Here is a 20,142-nt window from a genome sequence, read left to right on the forward strand (position 1 = left end):
GAGCACCAGCGCCCCGTCATAGCCGTCACCCTCGACGGAGGGCGTCACGGCAAGCCTCTGGGCCTCCAGGGCGCGATAGTGGCCGCGAAGTGGCTGCACCGCGTCGATCGACGCGGCAAAACCCTCAGGCGGGCGCTGGCCCGCCTCGGCGCCGAGGAAGAGATACCGCTGGCCCTGCGCCGGCATCGGCACGAGCCCGATGGCAAACGGATGAAAGAGGGTCTTCAGTGCGTCACGGCTCATGATCGTTCTCTGTCGCTGCACGGTGTTTCCCGTGTCTTCAATAAAAAGGGGCGCGGAACATGCCGCTCCGCGCCCCCCGCAATCGATGTGAGCGGATTACTCGGCGGCTTCGCCGCCTTCGCTCTTCTTCTCGTGCGCGAGTTCCTTGCCGGTCGCCTGGTCGACGACCTTCATGGAAAGACGAACCTTGCCGCGCTCGTCGAAGCCCATCAGCTTGACCCAGACCTTGTCGCCTTCCTTGACGACGTCCGAGGTCTTGGCAACGCGTTCGGAGGCGAGCTGCGAGATGTGCACGAGACCGTCGCGCGGGCCGAAGAAGTTGACGAAGGCGCCGAAGTCGGCGGTCTTGACCACCGTGCCCTCGTAGATCTGGCCGACTTCCGGCTCGGCGACGATCGAGTGGATCCACTTGCGGGCCGCTTCGATCTCCTTGGCCGAGGAGGACGCGATCTTGATCGTGCCATCGTCCTCGATGTTGACCTTGGCACCGGTCTTTTCGACGATTTCGCGGATGACCTTGCCGCCGGAGCCGATGACTTCGCGGATCTTGTCGACCGGAATGTTCATGACCTCGATGCGCGGCGCGAATTCACCGAGTTCCGAACGGCCTTCGGTGATGGCGTTGGCCATCTCGCTGAGAATGTGCTTGCGGCCGCTCTGTGCCTGGCCGAGAGCGACCTTCATGATCTCTTCGGTGATGCCGGCGATCTTGATGTCCATCTGCAGCGAGGTGATGCCGTCAGCGGTGCCGGCAACCTTGAAGTCCATGTCGCCGAGGTGGTCTTCGTCACCCAGAATGTCCGAAAGAACCGCGTAGCGGTCACCTTCGAGGATCAGGCCCATGGCAATGCCGGCAACCGGCTTTGCCAGCGGAACGCCCGCGTCCATCAGCGCGAGGGAGGTGCCGCAAACGGTCGCCATCGAGGACGAACCGTTCGACTCGGTGATCTCGGAGACGACACGCAGCGTGTAGGGGAACTGTTCCGCCGAAGGCAGCATCGGACGGATGGCGCGCCATGCGAGCTTGCCATGGCCGATTTCGCGGCGGCCCGGGGAGCCCATGCGACCCGTCTCGCCGACCGAGTAGGGCGGGAAGTTGTAGTGAAGCAGGAAGCGTTCCTTGTACATGCCGGTGAGGCTGTCGACATACTGCTCGTCTTCGCCGGTGCCGAGTGTCGCGACGACAATCGCCTGGGTCTCGCCGCGGGTGAACAGCGCCGAGCCGTGGGTACGCGGCAGGATACCGACTTCCGACACGATGGCACGAACGGTCTCGAGGTCGCGGCCGTCGATGCGGCTCTTGGTGTCAAGGATGTTCCACCGGACGATCTTTGCCTGCAGATGCTTGAAGACGGCACCGATCACTTCGGCGCTGTATTTCGGCTCGACGCCTTCCGGCAGGAAATGTGCCTTGACTTTCGCCTTGACGGCGTCGACGGCCGCGTAACGATCGGCCTTCTGGGTGATCTTGTAGGCGGCGCGCAGCTCCGTTTCGGCGATCGAAAGCATTTCGGCTTCGAGTTCGGAATGGTCTTCCGGGGCAAAGTCGCGCGGTTCCTTGGCGGCCACTTCGGCAAGCTTGATGATCGCGTCGATGACCGGCTGGAAGCCCTTGTGGCCAAACATGACGGCGCCAAGCATGACGTCCTCGTTCAGTTCCTTGGCTTCCGATTCAACCATCAGGACGGCGTCCTGGGTGCCGGCGACAACGAGATCGAGAACAGACTCGTCCATTTCGTCGAGATGCGGGTTCAGGACGTACTCGCCGTTGATATAGCCGACACGCGCGCCGCCGACCGGGCCCATGAAGGGAACGCCGGAAAGCGTCAGGGCAGCGGAGGCCGCAACCATCGACAATACGTCCGGATCGTTTTCAAGGTCGTGCTGGACGACGGTGACGACGACCTGGGTGTCGTTCTTGTAGCCTTCCGGGAAGAGCGGGCGGATCGGACGGTCGATCAGGCGGGAAACCAGCGTCTCCTTTTCCGACGGACGGCCTTCGCGCTTGAAGTAGCCGCCCGGAATCTTGCCGGCGGCATAGGTCTTTTCCTGGTAGTTGACGGTGAGCGGGAAGAAATCCTGGCCGGGCTTCGGCGCCTTCGCCGAAACGACGGTCGCAAGCACGACCGTCTCGCCGTAGGTCGCAAGAACGGCGCCGTCGGCCTGGCGGGCGATCTTGCCGGTTTCGAGCTTCAGCGGGCGGCCTGCCCATTCGATTTCAACGGTATGGGTGTTGAACATATCTTGTCCTCATATGCGCGGTCCGGCCCGCCGCCGAAGGGCGCGGGTCCGGCTGAAACGCATGTCATGACACATCATGGGCAAGACAACGGGAGGCTTCGTTCTTCCGGCGCGTCGAGATCGCCATCCGGCGTTCCCGGTCGGCGTGGCGCCGGATCAGGCCTTCGCCTGAAGCATCCTGCAATCCTGCCCCATGACAGGTCATCGGTTGTGCCGCAGGTCCGGCCCATCCGGCCTGCTGGACAGTCCCCGGCTCCGCAATGCGGCGACCGAGCGCGGCGGGAGATCCGCCATGAAAACGGCGGGCGTTCCGATCGGAACGCCCGCCGAAAATGTCAGCGACGGATACCCAGGGCAGAGATCAGCTTGGCGTAGCGGCCCTCGTCCTTCTTCTTGAGATAGTCAAGAAGCGAACGGCGGCTCGACACCAGCGTCAGAAGGCCACGACGGGAGTGGTTGTCCTTCTTGTGACCCTTGAAGTGTTCCGTGAGGTTGTTGATCCGCTCCGTCAGGATTGCGACCTGAACTTCCGGAGAACCGGTGTCGCCTTCCTTCGTGGCATATTCCTTGATCAGCGCAGTCTTGCGCTCAGCGGTAATCGACATCGTGTGATCCTTTCTGAAATTTGAGGACTTGGTCGCCAGATGCCGGGATGTCGTCCAGCAACGGCCGCGAGGCAAACGGGATGCTATCCCGATGCTGGCGCTGCCTATAAACCATTCATGGGGGAAAGGGAAGAGGCCGCAAACCGGGCGTGGAACGCGCCTAACGCTGCTCGGCCGGCGGGATGGGCGCGGCTTCGACGGGATCGCCCCTTTCCGGGCAGAGGATGTAGCGTGCGAAGACCCAGCCAAGCTCTTGGCCACCTCGGGCCACCAGCAGCCAGGGTTTGCCCTCGTGGGTCCTTTCCCCTACCGGCTCGACCTTCTCGCCGTTGCCGAGCGTCAAGAGGATCCTCCCGTTCGGCGCGGCGCGGACATTGAGGGGCGTGCCGGTCGGATCGTTGACGAGGCACGCGGCTGCCAACGCAGTCCCGGCCTCGGCGCAAAGGACGACTGCCGCCAGCGCGGCGCGGCGGACCATGCCCTCACGTTTCATTCTTTTCCTCCGGTCCGGTCGCGCTGTTGTTCAGTCTCTCCAGCGGAAGCTCGATGAGCCACTCGATTCCGTCGTCATGGACGACCCGCTCCAGATCCGCGTCAAGCGCCATCTTGAGCATGCGTTCGAGCACGACGGATCCGAAACCCTTGCGCTCCGCGGCGATCTTTTCCTTGTCGATATCCGCGCCGCTTTCCCGCCACGTCAGGACGAGACGATCGCCCACGACCTGCCAGGTCAGCCGCACGATGCCCCGGTCGTTCGCAAGCGCGCCATATTTCGTCGCATTGGTCGAGAGTTCGTGCAGCGCCATGCCGAGGGTCTGGGAGGCCTGCGTATCGATGCGCAGCGCCGGCCCGCGGATCGTCAGGCGCGACTCGTCCTCCGGCGTGAAAGGCCTCAGCTGGTTGCGGGCGAGTTCGGCAAGATCGACGCCCTGCGCCGCGTTCGCGATCATCAGGTCCGTCGAGCGCGCGAGGCCCGCCACCCGCTTGCGGAAGGTATCCGCGAAATCGGTCGCGTTTTCCGCGTTGTTGGCGGACTGGTTCAACATCGCCTGAATGACGGTCAGCTGGTTCTTCGAACGGTGGGCGACCTCGCGCATCAGGAAGCGGATCTCGTTTTCCGACTTGACGCGGGCATCGGCGGCCTCAGACAGCGCACGCGACACGGTTTCGAGCTCGGCGATGATATGCAGGCGCGACGGAATGCGTTCTCCCTGCCCGAGCCGCCGTGCGTCGTCGGCAAGGTTGCGAACATCGCGCGAGAGGACACGGGCAATCACAAAGGCTCCGGCCGCGGCAAGCCCGGCGAAGACCGCGCCGCCGATCGTCAGCCAGAGCAGCGACGAGACCGCCGGCGCCTTGACGTCGGATGTCTTGGCCCAGGCGATCATCTTCCAGCCCGTCAGGGATGAGAACTCCGTCACCACCTGGTAGGTCACGCCCCCCTGGCTCGCCTGACCGACGCCGATGCGCAGGGCCGGCACGATCTGCAGGAAGAACGGCTTGCCCGTTGCCTCCGTCATGTCGGTGGACACGATGACGTGGCCGGCCTCATCGAGCACAGCGGCGCTCCAGCCGGGAGAGAGGATGTCCCGGTTGACGGCGTTGGCAAGACTCTCCGCATTGCGGGTCAGCGTCAGCAGCATCCTTTCGCCGGAGGCAAGACGGACCGGAAGATGAACGTTGAAGACCCATCGCTGCGCCGTACGGCCAAAAAAGAGATTGGAGACCAGGCGTTCGTCGCGCGCCAGCGCCTGGCGGGCGGAGGTTGCATCGGAGGTCGGCCCCAGCGTCATGCCATAGGGCACGCGGGTGTTGAGGCGCTGCTGCATGTCCGCGTCGATGAGGATGAAATGCGTGTCGGTGCCTTCCAGCGCCTTCGCCGCCTGCGCGTGCAAGGCGGCATAGTCGCCGGTCTGCAGGTATTCCGACGTCGAGAGGAAGTTGAGCGTGGCGTACATGCCCGTCACTTCGCGCTCGACGACCCGGTTCACAGCGCCGGTCGAGGTGCGCAGCAGCGACTCGAATATCCGCTCCTGTGCCTCGTTCGTCCGCTTGAGCACGATCGTCGCGAAGATGAAGGCCGGGATGACGGCGACCAGAATGAGGCAGACAAGATAGAACGCGACCGGATGGCGCATGCGGCTGTGCCAGTCAGCACCGCCGGCGGGCTTTGTCGATCCATCCGCATCCGTCGTCATGCTTGTCAACCGGCATGTCCTCCCGCTGGCACGCGAAGCGCGATGAACCAGTCCTCACAAGACCCTGCGATGCCGGTTGTTCCCTGAGGACAATCGGAGCGTTGCGGAACAGGCGGCCCCATAAAGCCGTGCACATCCGGCGAAATCAAGTCGCGATAAGTCTCTAAAGCGGGGCGAGGCGCTCACCCGGCCGCCAGCGGCCGCGCCGCCGGCACGCAGGAACCTGCACGACAGTGCGAAAGACCGCCTCCGCAAACGCCGGCGGACCGGTCTCAGCCCGCGAAGACGCGCTTCGGCCGGAATTCGCCGCCGGCGACCTCGCCAATCGCCACAAGCCGCCCGCGCGCCGTTGCGTAGGCCTCGTCCGCCGAAACCGGCGCGTCGCGGCCGCGCAGCAGGATCGGATTGCCCATGCGAAGCCGGTGCGCCTGATCGTCGTTGATGACGATCTGCGGCAGGTCTGAGAGCGCTTCGCCCGTATCGATCAGGAATGCGTCGAGGGCGGCGAGCCGCTCGGCCTCGTCCTCGATCGCCTCGAGCGCCGTCAGTTCGTCGAGCGGCACCATGTCCTCTTCGGCGAAGGGCGCGACGAAGGTGCGCCGCAGGCTGGAAATATGGCCGAAGCAGCCGAGGTCTCGGCCGAGATCGCGGGCAAGCGCCCGCACATAGGTGCCCTTGCCGCACTCGACCTCGAAGCGGGCCGTAGCCTGGTCGGCGCAGCCGAGCAGGGTCAGCCGATGGATCTCGACCTCGCGGGAGGGAATCTCCACGGTCTCTCCGTCGCGCGCCAGGTCGTAGGCCCGTTCGCCGTCGATCTTGATCGCCGAGAATTGCGGCGGAATCTGCTGGATCGTCCCGGTGTAGCGCGGAAGCAGGTTGCGGATCGCCTGTTCGTCCGGACGTAGTTCCGCGCTGCGGGTGACGTCTCCCTCCAGATCGTCCGTCGCCCGCTCCTCGCCCCAGGTCACGGTGAATTCGTAGATCTTGCGCCCATCCATGACGTAGGGGACCGTCTTGGTGGCATCGCCGAGCGCGATCGGCAGCATGCCGGAGGCGAGCGGATCGAGCGTGCCGGCATGGCCGGCCTTCTGCGCCTTGAAGAGCCATTTGATCTTCGAGACAGCCTCGGTGGAGCCGAAATCGAACGGCTTGTCGAGGATCAGCCAGCCCGATACCGGGCGACCCTTGGGTTTGCGTGGTTTGGACATTGTCGTTTCGTTATTCGTCGCCGTCGCCGCTGTCGCCGAGGTCGCGCGAGACCTCGGGAGAACGCAGCAGTTCGTCGATCTTCTTGTAATTGTCGAAGCTCGTGTCGTCGCGGAAGCGCACGTCCGGCATGTACTTCATCTGGCGCAACTGCGGCCCGAGCCGGCCGCGGATGAATTTTGCGTTGCGGTTCAGCGCCTCGATGACCGTGTCGTGGTCGGAAACGCCGAGGGGCGTCACATAGGCGGTCGCGTGTTTCAGGTCCGGCGACATACGCACCTCGGAGATCGAAATTACGGTCTGCTCGAGCAGCGGATCGCGCACCTCGCCGCGCTGCAGGACCTGGGTGATGGCAGCTCGCACCTGCTCGCCGACCCGAAGCATGCGCTGGGAAGGGGCGGATGAGGTGGCTCTGGTCATGATGGTAACCCTTTAAAAAATGCGAGCGCCGAAATGATCCGGCGCTCGCATGAACTGTCGTGGCACCGCTTGATTACAGCGTGCGGGTGACATGCTCCACGCGGAAGCACTCGATCGTGTCGCCGGCGCGGATGTCTTCGTAGTTCTCGAAGGCCATGCCGCATTCCTGGCCGGCATTGACTTCGGAGACCTCGTCCTTGAAGCGCTTGAGCGTCTTGAGCTTGCCTTCGTGGATGACGACGTTGTCGCGCACGAGGCGGACGCCCACCCCGCGCTCCACCTTGCCTTCGGTGACGCGGCAACCCGCGACCTTGCCGACCTTGGTGATGTTGAACACCTCCAGGATCTCGGCATTGCCGAGGAAGGTCTCGCGGCGTTCCGGCGAGAGCAGGCCCGACATCGCCGCCTTCACGTCATCCACCAGATCGTAGATGATGTTGTAGTAGCGGATTTCGATGCCCTGACGTTCCGCCAGGCTGCGGGCCTGCGCGTTCGCACGGACGTTGAAACCGATGATGGCGGCGTTCGAGGCCTCGGCGAGCGAAATGTCGGACTCGGTGATCCCGCCGGCGCCCGAATGCACGATGCGGGCGCGGACCTCGTCGGTGCCGAGTTTTTCGAGGGCGCCGGCGATCGCTTCGATCGAACCCTGCACGTCTCCCTTGATGACCAGCGGAAACTCCTTGACGCCGGAGGTCTGGAGCTGGCTCATCATCTGCTCGAGCGAGCCGCGCGAGCCCGACTGGCGGGCAACGGCCTTCTCGCGGGCAAGACGCTGGCGGTATTCGGAGATCTCACGGGCGCGGCTCTCGTTTTCGACCGCAGCGAACCGGTCGCCGGCAGCCGGCGTACCCGAAAGACCGAGAACCTCGACCGGCATGGAGGGGCCGGCTTCCTTGACGTGTTCGCCCTTGTCGTTGACGAGCGCGCGAACGCGGCCCCACTGGTCGCCGGCGACGATGATCTGGCCGGGGGTCAGCGTGCCCTTCTGGACGAGGACCGTCGCAACGGCGCCGCGGCCGCGATCGAGTTCGGCTTCGACAACCACGCCTTCGGCCGTCCGGTTCGGATTGGCCTTGAGGTCGAGGATTTCCGCCTGCAGCAGGATGGCCTCGAGCAGCTTGTCGAGATTGGTGCCGTTCTTCGCCGACACCTCGACGTCGAGCACTTCGCCGCCCATGGATTCGACGAACACTTCGTGCTGGAGGAGCTGCGTGCGCACCTTCTGCGGATCGGCGGACGGCTTGTCGACCTTGTTGATCGCGACGATGATCGGCACGCCGGCTGCCTTGGCGTGGTTGATCGATTCGATCGTCTGCGGCATCACGCTGTCGTCGGCCGCGACCACGAGGATGGCGATGTCGGTCGCCTGCGCGCCGCGGGCGCGCATGGCCGTGAAGGCGGCGTGGCCGGGCGTATCGATGAAGGTGATCTTCTGGCCGTTCTGCTCCACCTGATAGGCGCCGATATGCTGGGTGATGCCACCGGCTTCGCCGGCGACCACGTTTGCATGGCGGATCGCGTCGAGCAGCGAGGTCTTGCCGTGGTCGACGTGGCCCATGATGGTGACGATCGGCGGACGGGACTGAAGATCGCCATCCTCGTCGGACACGTTGAAGATGCCTTCCTCGACATCGGATTCCGAAACGCGCTTGACCGTATGGCCGAATTCACCGGCAATGAGTTCGGCGAGGTCGGCGTCGATCAGGTCGCCCGGCTTCATCATCTGGCCCTCTTTCATAAGGTACTTGATGACGTCCACCGCGCGTTCGGACATGCGCTGCGACAGTTCCTGGATCGTGATGGTCTCCGGCAGGATGACTTCGCGCATGACCTTTTCACGGGTCTCCTGCATCATGGAGCGCTTGAATTTCTCCTGGCGGCGACGCATCGCGGAGAGCGAACGACCGCGCTGCGCGCCGTCCTCGTCTGTGCCTGCGGTCGTCAGCGTCAGCTTGCCCTGGCGGCGGCCCTCGTCGCCCTTCGGACGGGCCGGAGCCTTTGCCGGTTCCGGACGGGTCGGCTTGCCGCGCACGGGCCCGGCACCACGCGGACCCCGCGCTTCGTCTTCCTCGGCTTCCGCCTTGCGGCCACGGCCGGCAGGCGCGACGGCGGAAGCCGGCGCGGGCGCCGCAGCAGGCGCCGGACGGGCCGCCGGCTGCGGACGAGCCACCTCTGCACGCGCGACAACGGCCTCTGCTGCGACGGGCTCGGGTTCGCCACGCGCCTCGGCCGCCGCGCGGCGCTCGGCTTCTTCCTTCTCGCGCGCGACGCGGGCTTCTTCGTCGGCCTTGCGGCGGGCTTCCTCTTCCACCTTGCGGCGGGCCTCGTCCGCGGCGCGAACGCGCGCTTCCTCGGCTTCGCGAACCTGCGCTTCGGCGAGCGCGCGGCGGCGTGCCTCGACCTCGCCGGCCGAAAGCTGGTTCAGCACGACGCCGACGCGCGGGCGCACCGGTTCCTGGCGCGGCGGCGGGGAAGGCTGGCGCGGAGCGGGGGCCGGTTCGGGATTCCGGTTGACCGGCGTGATGGGCTGGATCGGCGCGCGCTCGTCTTCGGGACGATTGATGCGCCGCTTGCGTGTTTCGACCACGACAGCCTTCGTGCGGCCACGGCCCATATCCTGACGCACCGTCCCCTGCTGAACCCCGGAGGGTTTCAGGGAGAGCGTCTTCTTGCCCGCCACACCGATCGTCTTGTCGTCTTTGTTGTCGGTCATTCCGTTTCCGTTCCTAGAGATCAGGGCCGGATGCGCATCACCAGACCCCGTCGTTCGATTCCTGTGCGGCAATGCAGGCGGCACCGGTTTCGGCCGGTCATCCGCTTCATTGTCCTGGCTGGCCTGCGCCGCCCTGCGCCCGCACCGGGGCTGGGCCACGGTACTTGTCGAGCATGATTGCGCGCTTCACTACACCTTCACCCGCCTGCCCTGCAAGCGCCACGGCATGGATAAAAGCATTCTGCCCCAAAAGCCCGGCCAATTCCGCTTCGGTGAAGAAGCGGAAGGCGGGTATTTCATTTTCCTCCCCGGAGGAGAACTTCCAGGCCCGGCGGGCCTGGTCGATCTTGCGCACGCCGTCCGCCGCGGCGTCTGCCGCATGGAAGACGGCAAGCGCGGCGCCGCTGCGCACCGCCTGATCCACCTTCGTCGCACCGGTCACGAACTGTGCCGCCTTGCGCGCCATGTTCATCATACCGGCGAGCTGGAGACCCAGCAATCGGTCGAGGTCATCCGCCAGACCCGGCTCCGCCCGGACATCCGCCTTGAGCGCGCGTGCGAAGAGCTTCTTGGCCACGGCCTTTTCGACCAGCGCCCGCTCCGCCTTCACCCAGCAGCCCCGGCCCGGAAGCTGGCGCTTCAGGTCCGGCACGACGCGACCGTCCGGCGCGGCGACGAAGCGGATCAGCGCATCCGTATCGCCGCTCTCGCGGGTGACGATGCACATGCGGCCGTTGCCGCCGTCCTCGGAAGGTTTGTCTTCAGGCAACGGCATCGTCGCTTTCCGTAACGAGAAAGAGGGCTCAGGCGTCCTGCTCGGCGCCTTCGACCACCTCGACATCCTCGACCGGCGTCGCGAGATCCTCCTCGGTGATCCAGCCCGCAGCCAGGCGCGCCTGAACGATCATCGTCTCGGCGTCGGCACGCGAGACATCGAACTTCGAGAAAAGACCTTCGAACTTCTTCGTCTCGCCGTCCTTGCGCTCCGACCAGCCGACGAGGTCGTCGGCGGCGCAGCCGGCGAAGTCTTCCATCGACTTGATGCCGTCCTCGCCGAGCGCCACCAGCATCTGGCCCGTCAGGCCGTCGATCTGGCGCAGGTCGTCGGAAACGCCGAGTTCCTTGCGCTTGGCGTCCATCTCGGCCTCGATGCGCTCCAGATATTCGCGGGCGCGCGTCTGGATCTCGAGCGCGGTGTCGTCGTCAAAGCCGTCGATCGACGAAATCTCGTCGAGATCGACATAGGCAACCTCCTCGACGGCCGCAAAGCCCTCGGAGGCGAGCACCTGGCCGACCATCTCGTCGACGTCGAGCGCGTCCATGAAGAGCGCCGTGCGTTCGTTGAATTCCTTCTGGCGGCGCTCCGACTCTTCCTGCTCGGTCAGGATGTCGATGTCCCAGCCGGTGAGCTGTGATGCAAGGCGCACGTTCTGGCCGCGGCGGCCGATGGCGAGCGAGAGCTGCTCGTCCGGCACCACGACCTCGATGCGCTCGGCGTCCTCGTCGAGAACCACCTTGGCGACTTCCGCCGGCTGCAGCGCGTTGACGATGAAGGACGCCGGATCCTGCGACCACGGGATGATGTCGATCTTCTCGCCCTGCAGTTCGCCGACGACCGCCTGGACGCGCGAGCCGCGCATACCGACGCAGGCGCCGACGGGATCGATGGACGAGTCGTTCGAGATGACGGCGATCTTGGCGCGCGAGCCCGGGTCGCGGGCGACCGACTTGATCTGGATGATGCCATCGTAGATTTCCGGCACTTCCATGGTGAAGAGCTTCACCATGAACTGCGGATGGGTGCGCGACAGGAAGATCTGCGGGCCGCGCTGCTCGCGCCGCACGTCGTACACGAAGGCGCGCACCCGGTCGCCGTAGCGCATGTTCTCGCGCGGGATCATCTCGTCGCGACGGATGATGCCTTCGCCACGACCGAGATCGACGATGACGTTACCGTATTCGACGCGCTTGACGGTGCCGTTGACGATCTCGCCGACGCGGTCCTTGTATTCGTCGTACTGGCGGTCGCGCTCGGCCTCGCGCACCTTCTGCACGATGACCTGCTTGGCCGACTGGGCGGCGATGCGGCCGAAATCCATCGGCGGCAGCGGATCGGCGATGAAGTCGCCGATCGCCGCATCGGGGTTGCGGTCGCGGGCGAGCGCCAGCGGGATCTGCGTCGAATAATCCTCGGCATGCTCCACCACTTCCAGGAGGCGCTGCAGCCGGATTTCGCCGGTCTTCGAGTTGATGTCGGCGCGGATGTTCGATTCCGAACCGTAGCGCGAGCGGGCCGCCTTCTGGATCGCATCCGCCATGGCGGCGAGCACGATCTCGCGGTCGATGACCTTCTCGCGGGCGACGGCATCCGCGATCTGCAGAAGTTCAAGCCGGTTTGCACTGACTGCCATTGTCTTCGTCTCCATGAAGCGGCCGCGTCCTGCGCAGCTCTCGGGCGCCCGCGGACGCCTCGTTTCCCTCGATCCGCACCGCACCCGGCCAAGCCCCGGCGCGGCACGCACTCACAATCACTCTTCGTCGATCTCGTCGTTCTGGTTCGCGGCCTTCGCAAGCTTGTCGGCGCGCAGCGCATCGCGGATCAGGTCGTCCGTCAGGATGAGCTTGGCTTCGGCAAGCGCCGTAAACGGGATGACGGCGGTCGGCGCCTCGCCATAGGCGGGCTGGTCGCGTTCGATCGTGAACCCGTTCTCGTCCGCCGCGACGATCTTGCCGCGGAACCGCTTGCGCCCGTCGACGAGAATCGACGTCTCGCATTTCGCCAGGTGGCCGAGCCAGCGGGAGAAATCGCCCTTTCGCACCATGGGACGGTCGATGCCCGGCGACGACACTTCCAGATGATACGCCTTGTCGATCGGATCCTCAACGTCGAGCACCGGCGACACGGCCATCGAGACCGTCTCGCAGTCCTCCACCGTCATGGTGCCGTCGGTGCGCTCGCACATGATCTGCAGCGTCAGGCCATTCTGCGCCGTCATGCGCACACGCACCAGCCGGAAGCCGATCTGCTCCAGCACCGGCTCGATGATGTCGGCGACACGGCGGTCGAGGCCGGTCTCGACGATCAGCCGCGGTTCATTCGTCTGTTCGGACATGCCAGGCATTCCTGCTCCGAGCTTCATTCATCATGCGCCCGATCGAACCAATAAAAAAGAGCGGGTCCTTGCGGGCCCACCCTTCATCTGTCGATCAAGAATTCAAGGGTCATATAGCCGCTCGGCCACCGGATTGCAAGACACCCGGAGACATCCGGGGAAACCGCGGCAAATACCGCGCGGGCCTTTGTCGCGCCTTCGCCCTTGCCCGTGCCACATGGCGGATTACTTTGTCCTTCCCGCCGTGATTCATGAGAGACCGCCGTGCCGGACCGCCAATCCCCCCTCGCCCCCTTCAGGCATCCGAGTTTCCGGCTGATCTGGATCGCGAGCCTCGTGTCGAATTTCGGCGGCCTCATCCAGGCCGTCGGCGCGGCGTGGATGATGGCCTCCATTTCCCCGTCGGCGAACATGGTGGCGCTGGTGCAGGCCTCGACCTCGCTGCCGATCATGCTGTTCTCCGTCGCGGCCGGCGCCCTTGCCGACAGCTTCGACCGGCGCCGGCTGATGCTGACCGCCCAGGCCTTCATGCTTGCCGTCTCGACCACGCTCACGCTTTGCGCCTGGTACGGACTGCTGACCCCGTGGCTGCTCCTCGCCTTCACCTTTCTGATCGGCTGCGGCACGGCGCTCAACAATCCGGCCTGGCAGGCCTCGGTCGGCGACATGGTGCCGCGCGAGGACCTGCCGGCCGCCGTGTCGCTGAACAGCATGGGTTTCAACATCACGCGCAGCGTCGGCCCGGCGATCGGCGGGGCGATCGTAGCGGCGGCCGGCGCGGCGGCGGCTTTCGCCGCCAATGCGCTCAGCTATTTCGCCCTGATCTTCGCGCTCCTGCGCTGGAAGCCCGCGGTCCCGGCGACCACGCTGCCGCGCGAGAATTTCGCCCGTGCCGTCGGCGCGGGGCTTCGCTACGTCTCGATGTCGCCGAACCTCGGCAAGGTGCTCGCTCGCGGCTTCGCCTTCGGTCTTTCGGCAAGCGCCATCCTCGCACTGCTGCCGCTCGTTGCACGCGATCTCGTCGCCGGCGGACCACTAACCTACGGCATCCTGCTCGGCTGCTTCGGGGCGGGGGCGATCGTCGGCGCGCTGCTGAACGCGCGGCTTCGCGAACTGCTGGCAAGCGAAGCCATCGCCCGCCTCGCCTTCCTGGGTTTCGCGACGAGCGCCTGTGTCTCGGCCGTCAGCGGGTCGGCGCTTCTCACCGGCGCCGTGCTGCTGCTCGCGGGCGCCTGCTGGGTGATGGCGCTGTCCCTCTTCAACACAACGGTCCAGCTCTCCACCCCCCGATGGGTCGTGGCACGGGCGCTTTCGCTCTACCAGACCACCACCTTCGGCGGCATTGCGGCCGGAAGCTGGCTGTGGGGCGTGATCGCCGAGGCCCACGGCGCGGAGGCAGCCCTTCTCGCCTCGGCGGTCGCGCTGGCCTGCGGCGCCGCGGTCGGCCTCGCCTTCGCGCTGCCCGAGTTCAAGTCGCTCGACCTCGATCCGCTCAACCGTTTCAGCGAGCCGGACCTGCCGCTCGACCTCAAGCCCCGCAGTGGGCCGATCGTCGTGCTGATCGACTACGAGATCGACGACACCGACATTCCTGACTTCCTGGTCGCGATGACGGAACGGCGGCGCATCCGCATCCGGGACGGCGCCGGCCAGTGGGCGCTGATGCGCGATCTCGAGAACCCGACGATCTGGACCGAGACCTATCACGTGCCGACCTGGGTGGAATATGTGCGGCACAACCAGCGGCGGACGAAGGCGGACGCCGAGAACGGCGAACGGCTGCGCGCGCTCCATCGCGGCAAGGCGGACCCGCGGGTGCACCGCATGATCGAGCGCCAGACGATCCTGCCGCACGACTACGAGCGCTACAAGCAGCAGATGGACATGCACTGACCGCCCGCGTTCAGCGAAGCCTGGCCTTCAGTCGGGCGTCGGGAAAGCAGGTCGGCTGCAGGCCGGCCTTTTCCTGCCAGTCGCCGAGCGACCGCCGGGTCTTGAAGCCGGGCAGGCCGTCCACCTTGCCGACATCGTAGCCATTGGCGACCAGCGCCTTCTGCATGGCGAGCACGTCGGAGCGCAGCATCTTGCCGACATCGCCCCACCGGCCCGCGAAAGCGCCGCTGCCATAGGCGATCCGGTCGGCGAGATTGCCGATGAAGAGCGCGTAGAGGTCGGAGTTGTTGTATTCCTTCAGCGCGTAGAAATTCGGCGTGACGATGAATTCCGGTCCATGCGTGCCGGCCGGAACGAGCATCATGCCGGACGCCCGCGCCTCGTTCGACGGAAACGCCTTGCCGGAAATGCGGGTGATGCCGGTCGAGGCCCAGTCGCCGATCGGTTTCGCACGGTCCGGGCCTTCCTGCGCGCAGGAGACCCCCTGCGGGATCGACACCTCGTAGCCCCATGGCCTGCCCGCCTGCCAGCCGCGTTTCGCCAGATAATTGGCGATCGAGGCGAGACTGTCCGGCACCGAGTTCCAGATGTCCCGCCTGCCGTCGCCGTCGAAATCGACCGCATAACGAAGGTAACTCGTCGGCATGAACTGCGGCTGGCCCATGGCGCCGGCCCAGGAGCCTTTCAGGTCGCCGGCCGCACGCTCCCCGCCGTCGACGATGTGGAGTGCCGCGATCAGCTCCGTGCGGAACATGTCCTTGCGCGTCGACATGAAGGCCTTTGTCGCCAGCACCTCGATCGCGGAATGGGGAATATCGGCCCGGCCGAAGCCCGATTCGCGTCCCCACACGGCAACGATGATCGAGGCGGGGACACCGTAGGCCCGTTCGACCTTGCGCAGCGTCGCCGCATGGGTCGTCGCGAGTCCCCGCCCGGAGGCCGCAAGACCCTGCAGCCGCTTCTCCGAGAAGTAGGCGCCCGGCGAGGAGAATTCCGCCTGGCTCTGCTTCTGCTCCGACTGCGGCCGAGAGCCGGGCGGCACGAGATCCGGCAGGTCCCAGTTGAGCGTCACGCCCTCGAAGGCAGCCTTGAAGGCCTTTTGCGAGACGCCTGTCTTCGACGCCTCCGGCCAGAGCTCATCGGAAATCCAGGACCGGAACTGCGATTCGACGTCGGCCCTGGAGGCGGCAGAGGCGGGGTGCTGCGACAGGGCGAGAAGAGCGGCGGATGCGGCCAGCACGGCGGGTCGGAGGCGAACTTTCCAGTTCATCGCTGCGTCCTTCTTCAAATGGCGGTGCGCGCCCTGAGCGCCGCCGTCAGCGTGCCCTCGTCGAGATAGTCGAGTTCTCCACCGACCGGCACGCCGTGGGCGAGCCGCGTGATCTTCACGTCCAGCCCCGCGAGCTGGTCGGTGATGTAATGTGCCGTCGTCTGGCCTTCGACCGTGGCGTTGACGGCGATGATGAGCTCGCGCACACCGCCCCCTGCCACGCGATCGACGAGGCCGCGGATGTTGAGGTCGTCCGGCCCGACGCCGTCGAGCGGCGAGAGCGTTCCGCCCAGCACGTGGTAGGCGGCGCTCATCGCAGCCGCGCGTTCGAGCGCCCAGAGATCGGAGACATCCTCGACGACGATGATGACCGCCTGGTCGCGCCGTACGTCCGTGCAGACGGTGCAGGGGTCGATCGTGTCGACATTGCCGCAGCAGGAGCAGATCCGCACCTTGCGATGCGCCTCGCCCATCGCGTCGGCGAGCGGTCCGAGCAACTGGTCCTTCTTCTTGACGAGATGAAGTGCCGCGCGGCGTGCCGAGCGGGGACCGAGGCCCGGCACCTTTGCAAGGAGCTGGATGAGTTTTTCGATTTCGGGGCCGGTGACTCGCTTTGCCATGGCCGGTTTCTAGCCCATATCTCGGGGGAACGGAATCACCAAAGGAGACGAGCGGCGTGGCACGCATTCTCGCGGTCTGCACGGGGACGGCACGGAGCGTGCCGGGAAAGAGCTACAAGTCCGGCATCTGCAAGATGCCGACGGACGCGTCGACCATGATCGACCGTGAGGGGCTGATCGGCGACGCCATCGTCAACCGCAAGCATCACGGCGGGCCGGAACAGGCGGTCTACGGGCTGGGATCGATCGACCTCGACTGGTGGTCGCGAGAGCTCGGGCGGCCGGTCGAGCCCGGGACCTTCGGTGAGAACCTGGTGATCGGGGAGATCGACAGCCGCCATATTTCGGTGGGCGACCGCTTCGAGACGGAGGGCGTTCTTCTGGAGGTGACCTCGACGCGCATCCCCTGCGCAACCTTCGCCGCCCACATGGACGACCCCGGCTTTGCCAAGGCGTTCCTGGCCGCGGGCCGTCCGGGCTTCTACTGTCGCGTGCTGCGCGACGGCGTCGTGGCGGCCGGCGACACGGTGACCTACACGCCCTTCGACGGCGTACCGGTGACCATGCCGGAACTGCTGAAGACCTTCGGCCGGAACCTCTCGGAGGAGGACCGGGCCCGCTACCTCGCCGCACCGATCAGCGACAAGCTGCGCGCGGCGCTGACGGGCTAAGCGCGGTTTCTCGTTCGGTCGTTCAGCGCGTCGCGATCGCCGCAGCCGCACCGGCCATGGTGCCGGCGCCGATGCGGTTGGCGATGCGCACGGCGCGCGGGCTTTTCAGGAAGCGCCGCGCCCGGGCGGCGAGCAGCACCCAGGCGAGGTCGATCACCACCAGCACGACGAACATTGTCGCCACTAGCTCGGCCCAACCGAGAACGGTCACGGCGCCGAGGTCGACGATCGCGGGCAGCAGCGCGACGTAAAACATCATGATCTTGGGATTGCCGAGCGTGACGGTCAGGCCGGCGAAGAAGAGCTTCAGCCCTGAGCGCGCCTCGGGCAGCGACGCCTCGCTCTCGCCGATCGGGGCGAACCACATCTTCCAGGCGAGATAAGCGAGATAGGCGACGCCCAGCCACTTGATGGCGACGAAGGCGACATGGAAGCTCTCGGCGATCGCCGCGAGACCGGCGACCGCGCAGGTGAGCCAGACGCCCTCGCCGATCCACATGGCGGCAAGGAAGGGAAGCACGTCGCGCGGTCCGCGCGACAGAACACGCGCCACGAGGGCAGCGATGCTCGGGCCCGGCGAGCCCGCCGCCATCAGCAGCGCGCCGGCAAAAACGAGAAGCGTCGTCAGGCTCATGCACAGTCCTCCCACCGAAAGCCGCCGATCGGTCCGGCGACACCGTCCGTCTGCGGTCGTCTTGCAGATCCTGCCGGTTCAGAACGGCAGCTTGAAGCCGGGCGGGATCGGCAGGCCGGCGGTCAGCGCCTTGGTCTTCTCGGCGGCCTCAGCCTCGGCTTTGTCCTTGGCATCCTTGTGGGCGGCGACGATCAGGTCCTCGAGGATCTCGACATCGTCTTCCTTGAAAAGCGACGGGTCGATCTTGAGGCCGCGCAGGTTGCCCTTGCCGTCGAGCGTGACCGTGACGAGCCCGCCGCCGGAGGTGCCTTCGACCTGGAGCGCGGCGATCTCGGCCTGCATCTGCTCCATCTTCGCCTGCATTTCCTTGACCTTGCCCATCATGCCCATGATGTCGCGCATCGGCCTCTCCTTCTCTTCGGTTCTCAGTGTTCGATGTCGTCGCCGGGGAGGATGTCGCCCTCGGCGGATTCCGCGACCGCCACGACCTCGATCGTCTCGACCTCCGCTTCCGGCGCCTTGATGCGAACGTCGGTGATCTTCGCCCCGGGGAACCGCTGCAGGATGGCGGCCACGTCGGGGTCCTGGCGCGCATCGGCGACGCGCGCTTCCTGCGCCCGCGTCTCGGCCTCGACAAGCGTCGGTTCGCCCGCCTCGCGCGACAGGATGACCATCCAGCGGATGCCCGTCCATTCTTCGAGCCGCTTCTGCAGGTCGCCGACGAGCGATTTCGGGGCGTCGTCCCCAAGGTTGATCTCCAGCCGGCCCGGCTCCAGCTTCACGAGACGAACGAACCCGCGCAGCAGGGTGCGCAAGCGGATGTCGCGGTTCTTCGTGCAGAGCTCGGCAATGTCGCCCAGCGTGTTGACGGGGACCTTCGATGCCGGCTTTTCGGCAAGCTCGGGCGCCGGACGGCTCTCGATCCGGCCGACGGTCTCTTCCGCCGGCTGCGCGGCGGGGACGGGCCGAAGCATCGTCGCACCGGAGCCCTGCTGCGGGCGGATCGCAGGCGGATCGCGCCGCTCGGTCGCCGCCGTCTGCTGCGCCGGACCGTTCGTTGCAACACCGCTGCCGCCGGATGGTGCAGCGCGGGGCGCTGGCGGTGCTTCGCCGTTCGACAGTTCGAGAAGGCGTCGCGCCGCATCCTCCGGTGCGGGAAGATGCGCGGCATGCGCAAGCCGGATCAGCACCATTTCCGCCGCCCCTGCCGGGCGGCTGGAGGCCTCCGTCTCAGGAATTCCCTTCAGGAGCATCTGCCACATCCGCGACAGCGTGGTGACCGCGACGGAGCCGGCGAATTCCGCGCCGCGCCGCCGCTCGATCTCGCTCAGCGACTGGTCGCCGGCCGCATCGGGCACGAATTTCATGCGCGTCACGAGATGGGTGAAATCGGCAAGGTCGGTCAGGACGACGGGCGGACTTGCACCCGCCTCGTATTGCGCGGCGAACTCGGCGAGCGCCGCGGCGACATCCCCTTTGACGATATGCTCGAACAGATCGACGATGCGCGCCCGGTCGGCAAGGCCGAGCATCGACCGCACCGCCGCGGTCTCGACGGCACCGCCGCCATGGGCGATCGCCTGGTCGAGCAGGGACAGACCGTCACGGGCCGAGCCTTCGGCGGCGCGCGCGATCATCGCCAGCGCATCCGGCTCCGCCGCGACGCCTTCCTTTTCGAGGATCGTCGTGAACAGGCCAACGAGATCGCCGGCCGAAATGCGCCGCAGGTCGAAGCGCTGGCAGCGCGACAGCACGGTGATCGGCACCTTGCGGATTTCGGTCGTCGCAAAAATGAACTTCACATGCTCCGGCGGCTCCTCGAGCGTCTTCAGCAGGCCGTTGAAGGCCTGTGTCGAGAGCATGTGCACTTCGTCGATGATGTAGACCTTGTAGCGCGCCGAGACCGGCCGATAGCGCACCTGCTCGATGATCTCGCGGATGTCGTCGATGCCGGTATGGGAGGCGGCATCCATCTCGATCACGTCGACATGCCGGCCTTCCATGATCGCCTGGCAGTGTTCGCCGGGGACCCTGAGGTCGATCGTCGGCTTGTCGATGTCGGCGATCTTGTAGTTCAGCGCGCGGGCGAGGATGCGCGCGGTGGTCGTCTTGCCGACCCCGCGCACGCCGGTCAGCATGTAGGCCTGCGCGATGCGGCCCGTCTCAAAGGCATTGGTGAGCGTGCGGACCATCGGCTCCTGGCCGACCATGAGGTCCGAAAAGTCCTTCGGGCGATACTTGCGCGCCAGCACGCGGTAGGCGGCGGACTTATTGCTGGACGCTTGGAGAGTGTCGTCGCTCATCGACCCTGC

Annotated in this window: 17 protein-coding genes and 1 pseudogene; 2 read left to right on the forward strand and 16 right to left on the reverse strand. The window is 66.1% G+C overall.

Annotated features, from left to right (window positions below; translation table 11 throughout):
• The 11 genes and pseudogenes from LXM94_RS03320 to rimP form a co-directional block, all read right to left on the reverse strand.
• Positions 1-243: pseudogene (locus tag LXM94_RS03320) on the reverse strand (methyltransferase); the annotation flags it as partial.
• Positions 244-339: 96 nt separating this feature from the next.
• Positions 340-2,484: a polyribonucleotide nucleotidyltransferase gene (pnp, locus tag LXM94_RS03325; protein WP_235769719.1), complete on the reverse strand. Its 2,145-nt coding sequence runs from the start codon at positions 2,482-2,484 to the stop codon at positions 340-342.
• A gap of 335 nt (positions 2,485-2,819) precedes the next feature.
• Complete coding sequence (rpsO, locus tag LXM94_RS03330) at positions 2,820-3,089, reverse strand: 30S ribosomal protein S15 (protein ID WP_235769720.1); 270 nt, start codon at positions 3,087-3,089, stop codon at positions 2,820-2,822.
• Between the two features lie 160 nt (positions 3,090-3,249).
• Positions 3,250-3,582 (reverse strand): SH3 domain-containing protein, encoded by a 333-nt coding sequence (locus LXM94_RS03335; protein WP_235769721.1) that lies wholly within the window; start codon positions 3,580-3,582, stop codon positions 3,250-3,252.
• The gene (locus LXM94_RS03340; RefSeq protein ID WP_235769752.1) at positions 3,572-5,287 is read right to left on the reverse strand and encodes a sensor histidine kinase; all 1,716 of its coding nucleotides are present in this window, start codon (positions 5,285-5,287) and stop codon (positions 3,572-3,574) included. Before LXM94_RS03340 ends, LXM94_RS03335 begins: the two co-directional genes overlap by 11 nt.
• 272 nt (positions 5,288-5,559) lie before the next feature.
• A complete protein-coding gene (truB, locus tag LXM94_RS03345) occupies positions 5,560-6,495 on the reverse strand; it encodes a tRNA pseudouridine(55) synthase TruB (protein WP_235769722.1) in 936 nt (311 codons plus the stop codon).
• A 10-nt stretch (positions 6,496-6,505) separates the two neighbouring features.
• Positions 6,506-6,913 (reverse strand): 30S ribosome-binding factor RbfA, encoded by a 408-nt coding sequence (gene rbfA, locus LXM94_RS03350; protein ID WP_235769723.1) that lies wholly within the window; start codon positions 6,911-6,913, stop codon positions 6,506-6,508.
• A gap of 73 nt (positions 6,914-6,986) precedes the next feature.
• On the reverse strand, positions 6,987-9,629 hold the full coding sequence (gene infB / locus LXM94_RS03355; protein ID WP_235769724.1) for a translation initiation factor IF-2: 2,643 nt from the start codon (positions 9,627-9,629) through the stop codon (positions 6,987-6,989).
• A 106-nt stretch (positions 9,630-9,735) separates the two neighbouring features.
• Positions 9,736-10,404 carry an RNA-binding protein gene (locus LXM94_RS03360; RefSeq protein ID WP_235769725.1) on the reverse strand — a complete coding sequence of 223 codons (669 nt, stop codon included), beginning with the start codon at positions 10,402-10,404 and terminating at the stop codon, positions 9,736-9,738.
• 28 nt (positions 10,405-10,432) lie between these two features.
• Positions 10,433-12,040: a transcription termination factor NusA gene (gene nusA / locus LXM94_RS03365; RefSeq protein ID WP_235769726.1), complete on the reverse strand. Its 1,608-nt coding sequence runs from the start codon at positions 12,038-12,040 to the stop codon at positions 10,433-10,435.
• 117 nt (positions 12,041-12,157) lie between these two features.
• On the reverse strand, positions 12,158-12,742 hold the full coding sequence (gene rimP / locus LXM94_RS03370) for a ribosome maturation factor RimP (RefSeq protein ID WP_235769727.1): 585 nt from the start codon (positions 12,740-12,742) through the stop codon (positions 12,158-12,160).
• Between the two features lie 264 nt (positions 12,743-13,006).
• Between rimP and LXM94_RS03375 the strand changes: the two genes are divergently transcribed.
• Entirely contained in the window at positions 13,007-14,635 is a 1,629-nt protein-coding gene (locus LXM94_RS03375) for an MFS transporter (RefSeq protein WP_235769728.1), read from the forward strand.
• Between the two features lie 10 nt (positions 14,636-14,645).
• Here LXM94_RS03375 and LXM94_RS03380 read toward each other — a convergent pair whose 3' ends face one another.
• Positions 14,646-15,905 carry a lytic murein transglycosylase gene (locus LXM94_RS03380; RefSeq protein ID WP_235769729.1) on the reverse strand — a complete coding sequence of 420 codons (1,260 nt, stop codon included), beginning with the start codon at positions 15,903-15,905 and terminating at the stop codon, positions 14,646-14,648.
• A gap of 14 nt (positions 15,906-15,919) precedes the next feature.
• Complete coding sequence (recR, locus tag LXM94_RS03385) at positions 15,920-16,525, reverse strand: recombination mediator RecR (RefSeq protein WP_235769730.1); 606 nt, start codon at positions 16,523-16,525, stop codon at positions 15,920-15,922.
• A 56-nt stretch (positions 16,526-16,581) separates the two neighbouring features.
• On the opposite strand from recR, the gene LXM94_RS03390 reads away from it, so the two are divergent.
• Positions 16,582-17,196, forward strand: a complete 615-nt coding sequence (locus tag LXM94_RS03390; RefSeq protein WP_235769731.1) for an MOSC domain-containing protein — start codon at positions 16,582-16,584, stop codon at positions 17,194-17,196.
• A gap of 22 nt (positions 17,197-17,218) precedes the next feature.
• Here LXM94_RS03390 and LXM94_RS03395 read toward each other — a convergent pair whose 3' ends face one another.
• The 3 genes from LXM94_RS03395 to LXM94_RS03405 form a co-directional block, all read right to left on the reverse strand.
• Positions 17,219-17,830, reverse strand: coding sequence for a LysE family translocator (locus LXM94_RS03395; protein ID WP_235769732.1), 612 nt, complete (start codon positions 17,828-17,830; stop codon positions 17,219-17,221).
• 78 nt (positions 17,831-17,908) lie between these two features.
• Complete coding sequence (locus tag LXM94_RS03400) at positions 17,909-18,232, reverse strand: YbaB/EbfC family nucleoid-associated protein (protein WP_235769733.1); 324 nt, start codon at positions 18,230-18,232, stop codon at positions 17,909-17,911.
• A 23-nt stretch (positions 18,233-18,255) separates the two neighbouring features.
• Positions 18,256-20,133 carry a DNA polymerase III subunit gamma/tau gene (locus tag LXM94_RS03405; RefSeq protein ID WP_235769734.1) on the reverse strand — a complete coding sequence of 626 codons (1,878 nt, stop codon included), beginning with the start codon at positions 20,131-20,133 and terminating at the stop codon, positions 18,256-18,258.
• Positions 20,134-20,142: the final 9 nt, after the last annotated feature.

The organism is Rhizobium alarense (assembly GCF_021555155.1).
Taxonomy (GTDB): Bacteria; Pseudomonadota; Alphaproteobacteria; order Rhizobiales; family Rhizobiaceae; genus Rhizobium_D; species Rhizobium_D alarense.

Bases quoted from the DNA above. Each gene is read 5' to 3' on its own strand.
- rimP (WP_235769727.1), bottom strand. From the start codon at position 12,742: ATGTCCGAACAGACGAATGAACCGCGGCTGATCGTCGAGACCGGCCTC.
- infB (WP_235769724.1), bottom strand. From the start codon at position 9,629: ATGACCGACAACAAAGACGACAAGACGATCGGTGTGGCGGGCAAGAAG.
- LXM94_RS03395 (WP_235769732.1), bottom strand. From the start codon at position 17,830: ATGAGCCTGACGACGCTTCTCGTTTTTGCCGGCGCGCTGCTGATGGCG.
- rpsO (WP_235769720.1), bottom strand. From the start codon at position 3,089: ATGTCGATTACCGCTGAGCGCAAGACTGCGCTGATCAAGGAATATGCC.
- rbfA (WP_235769723.1), bottom strand. From the start codon at position 6,913: ATGACCAGAGCCACCTCATCCGCCCCTTCCCAGCGCATGCTTCGGGTC.
- truB (WP_235769722.1), bottom strand. From the start codon at position 6,495: ATGTCCAAACCACGCAAACCCAAGGGTCGCCCGGTATCGGGCTGGCTG.
- LXM94_RS03380 (WP_235769729.1), bottom strand. From the start codon at position 15,905: ATGAACTGGAAAGTTCGCCTCCGACCCGCCGTGCTGGCCGCATCCGCC.
- LXM94_RS03400 (WP_235769733.1), bottom strand. From the start codon at position 18,232: ATGCGCGACATCATGGGCATGATGGGCAAGGTCAAGGAAATGCAGGCG.
- LXM94_RS03340 (WP_235769752.1), bottom strand. From the start codon at position 5,287: ATGACGACGGATGCGGATGGATCGACAAAGCCCGCCGGCGGTGCTGAC.
- nusA (WP_235769726.1), bottom strand. From the start codon at position 12,040: ATGGCAGTCAGTGCAAACCGGCTTGAACTTCTGCAGATCGCGGATGCC.
- pnp (WP_235769719.1), bottom strand. From the start codon at position 2,484: ATGTTCAACACCCATACCGTTGAAATCGAATGGGCAGGCCGCCCGCTG.
- LXM94_RS03335 (WP_235769721.1), bottom strand. From the start codon at position 3,582: ATGAAACGTGAGGGCATGGTCCGCCGCGCCGCGCTGGCGGCAGTCGTC.
- LXM94_RS03405 (WP_235769734.1), bottom strand. From the start codon at position 20,133: ATGAGCGACGACACTCTCCAAGCGTCCAGCAATAAGTCCGCCGCCTAC.
- LXM94_RS03360 (WP_235769725.1), bottom strand. From the start codon at position 10,404: ATGCCGTTGCCTGAAGACAAACCTTCCGAGGACGGCGGCAACGGCCGC.
- recR (WP_235769730.1), bottom strand. From the start codon at position 16,525: ATGGCAAAGCGAGTCACCGGCCCCGAAATCGAAAAACTCATCCAGCTC.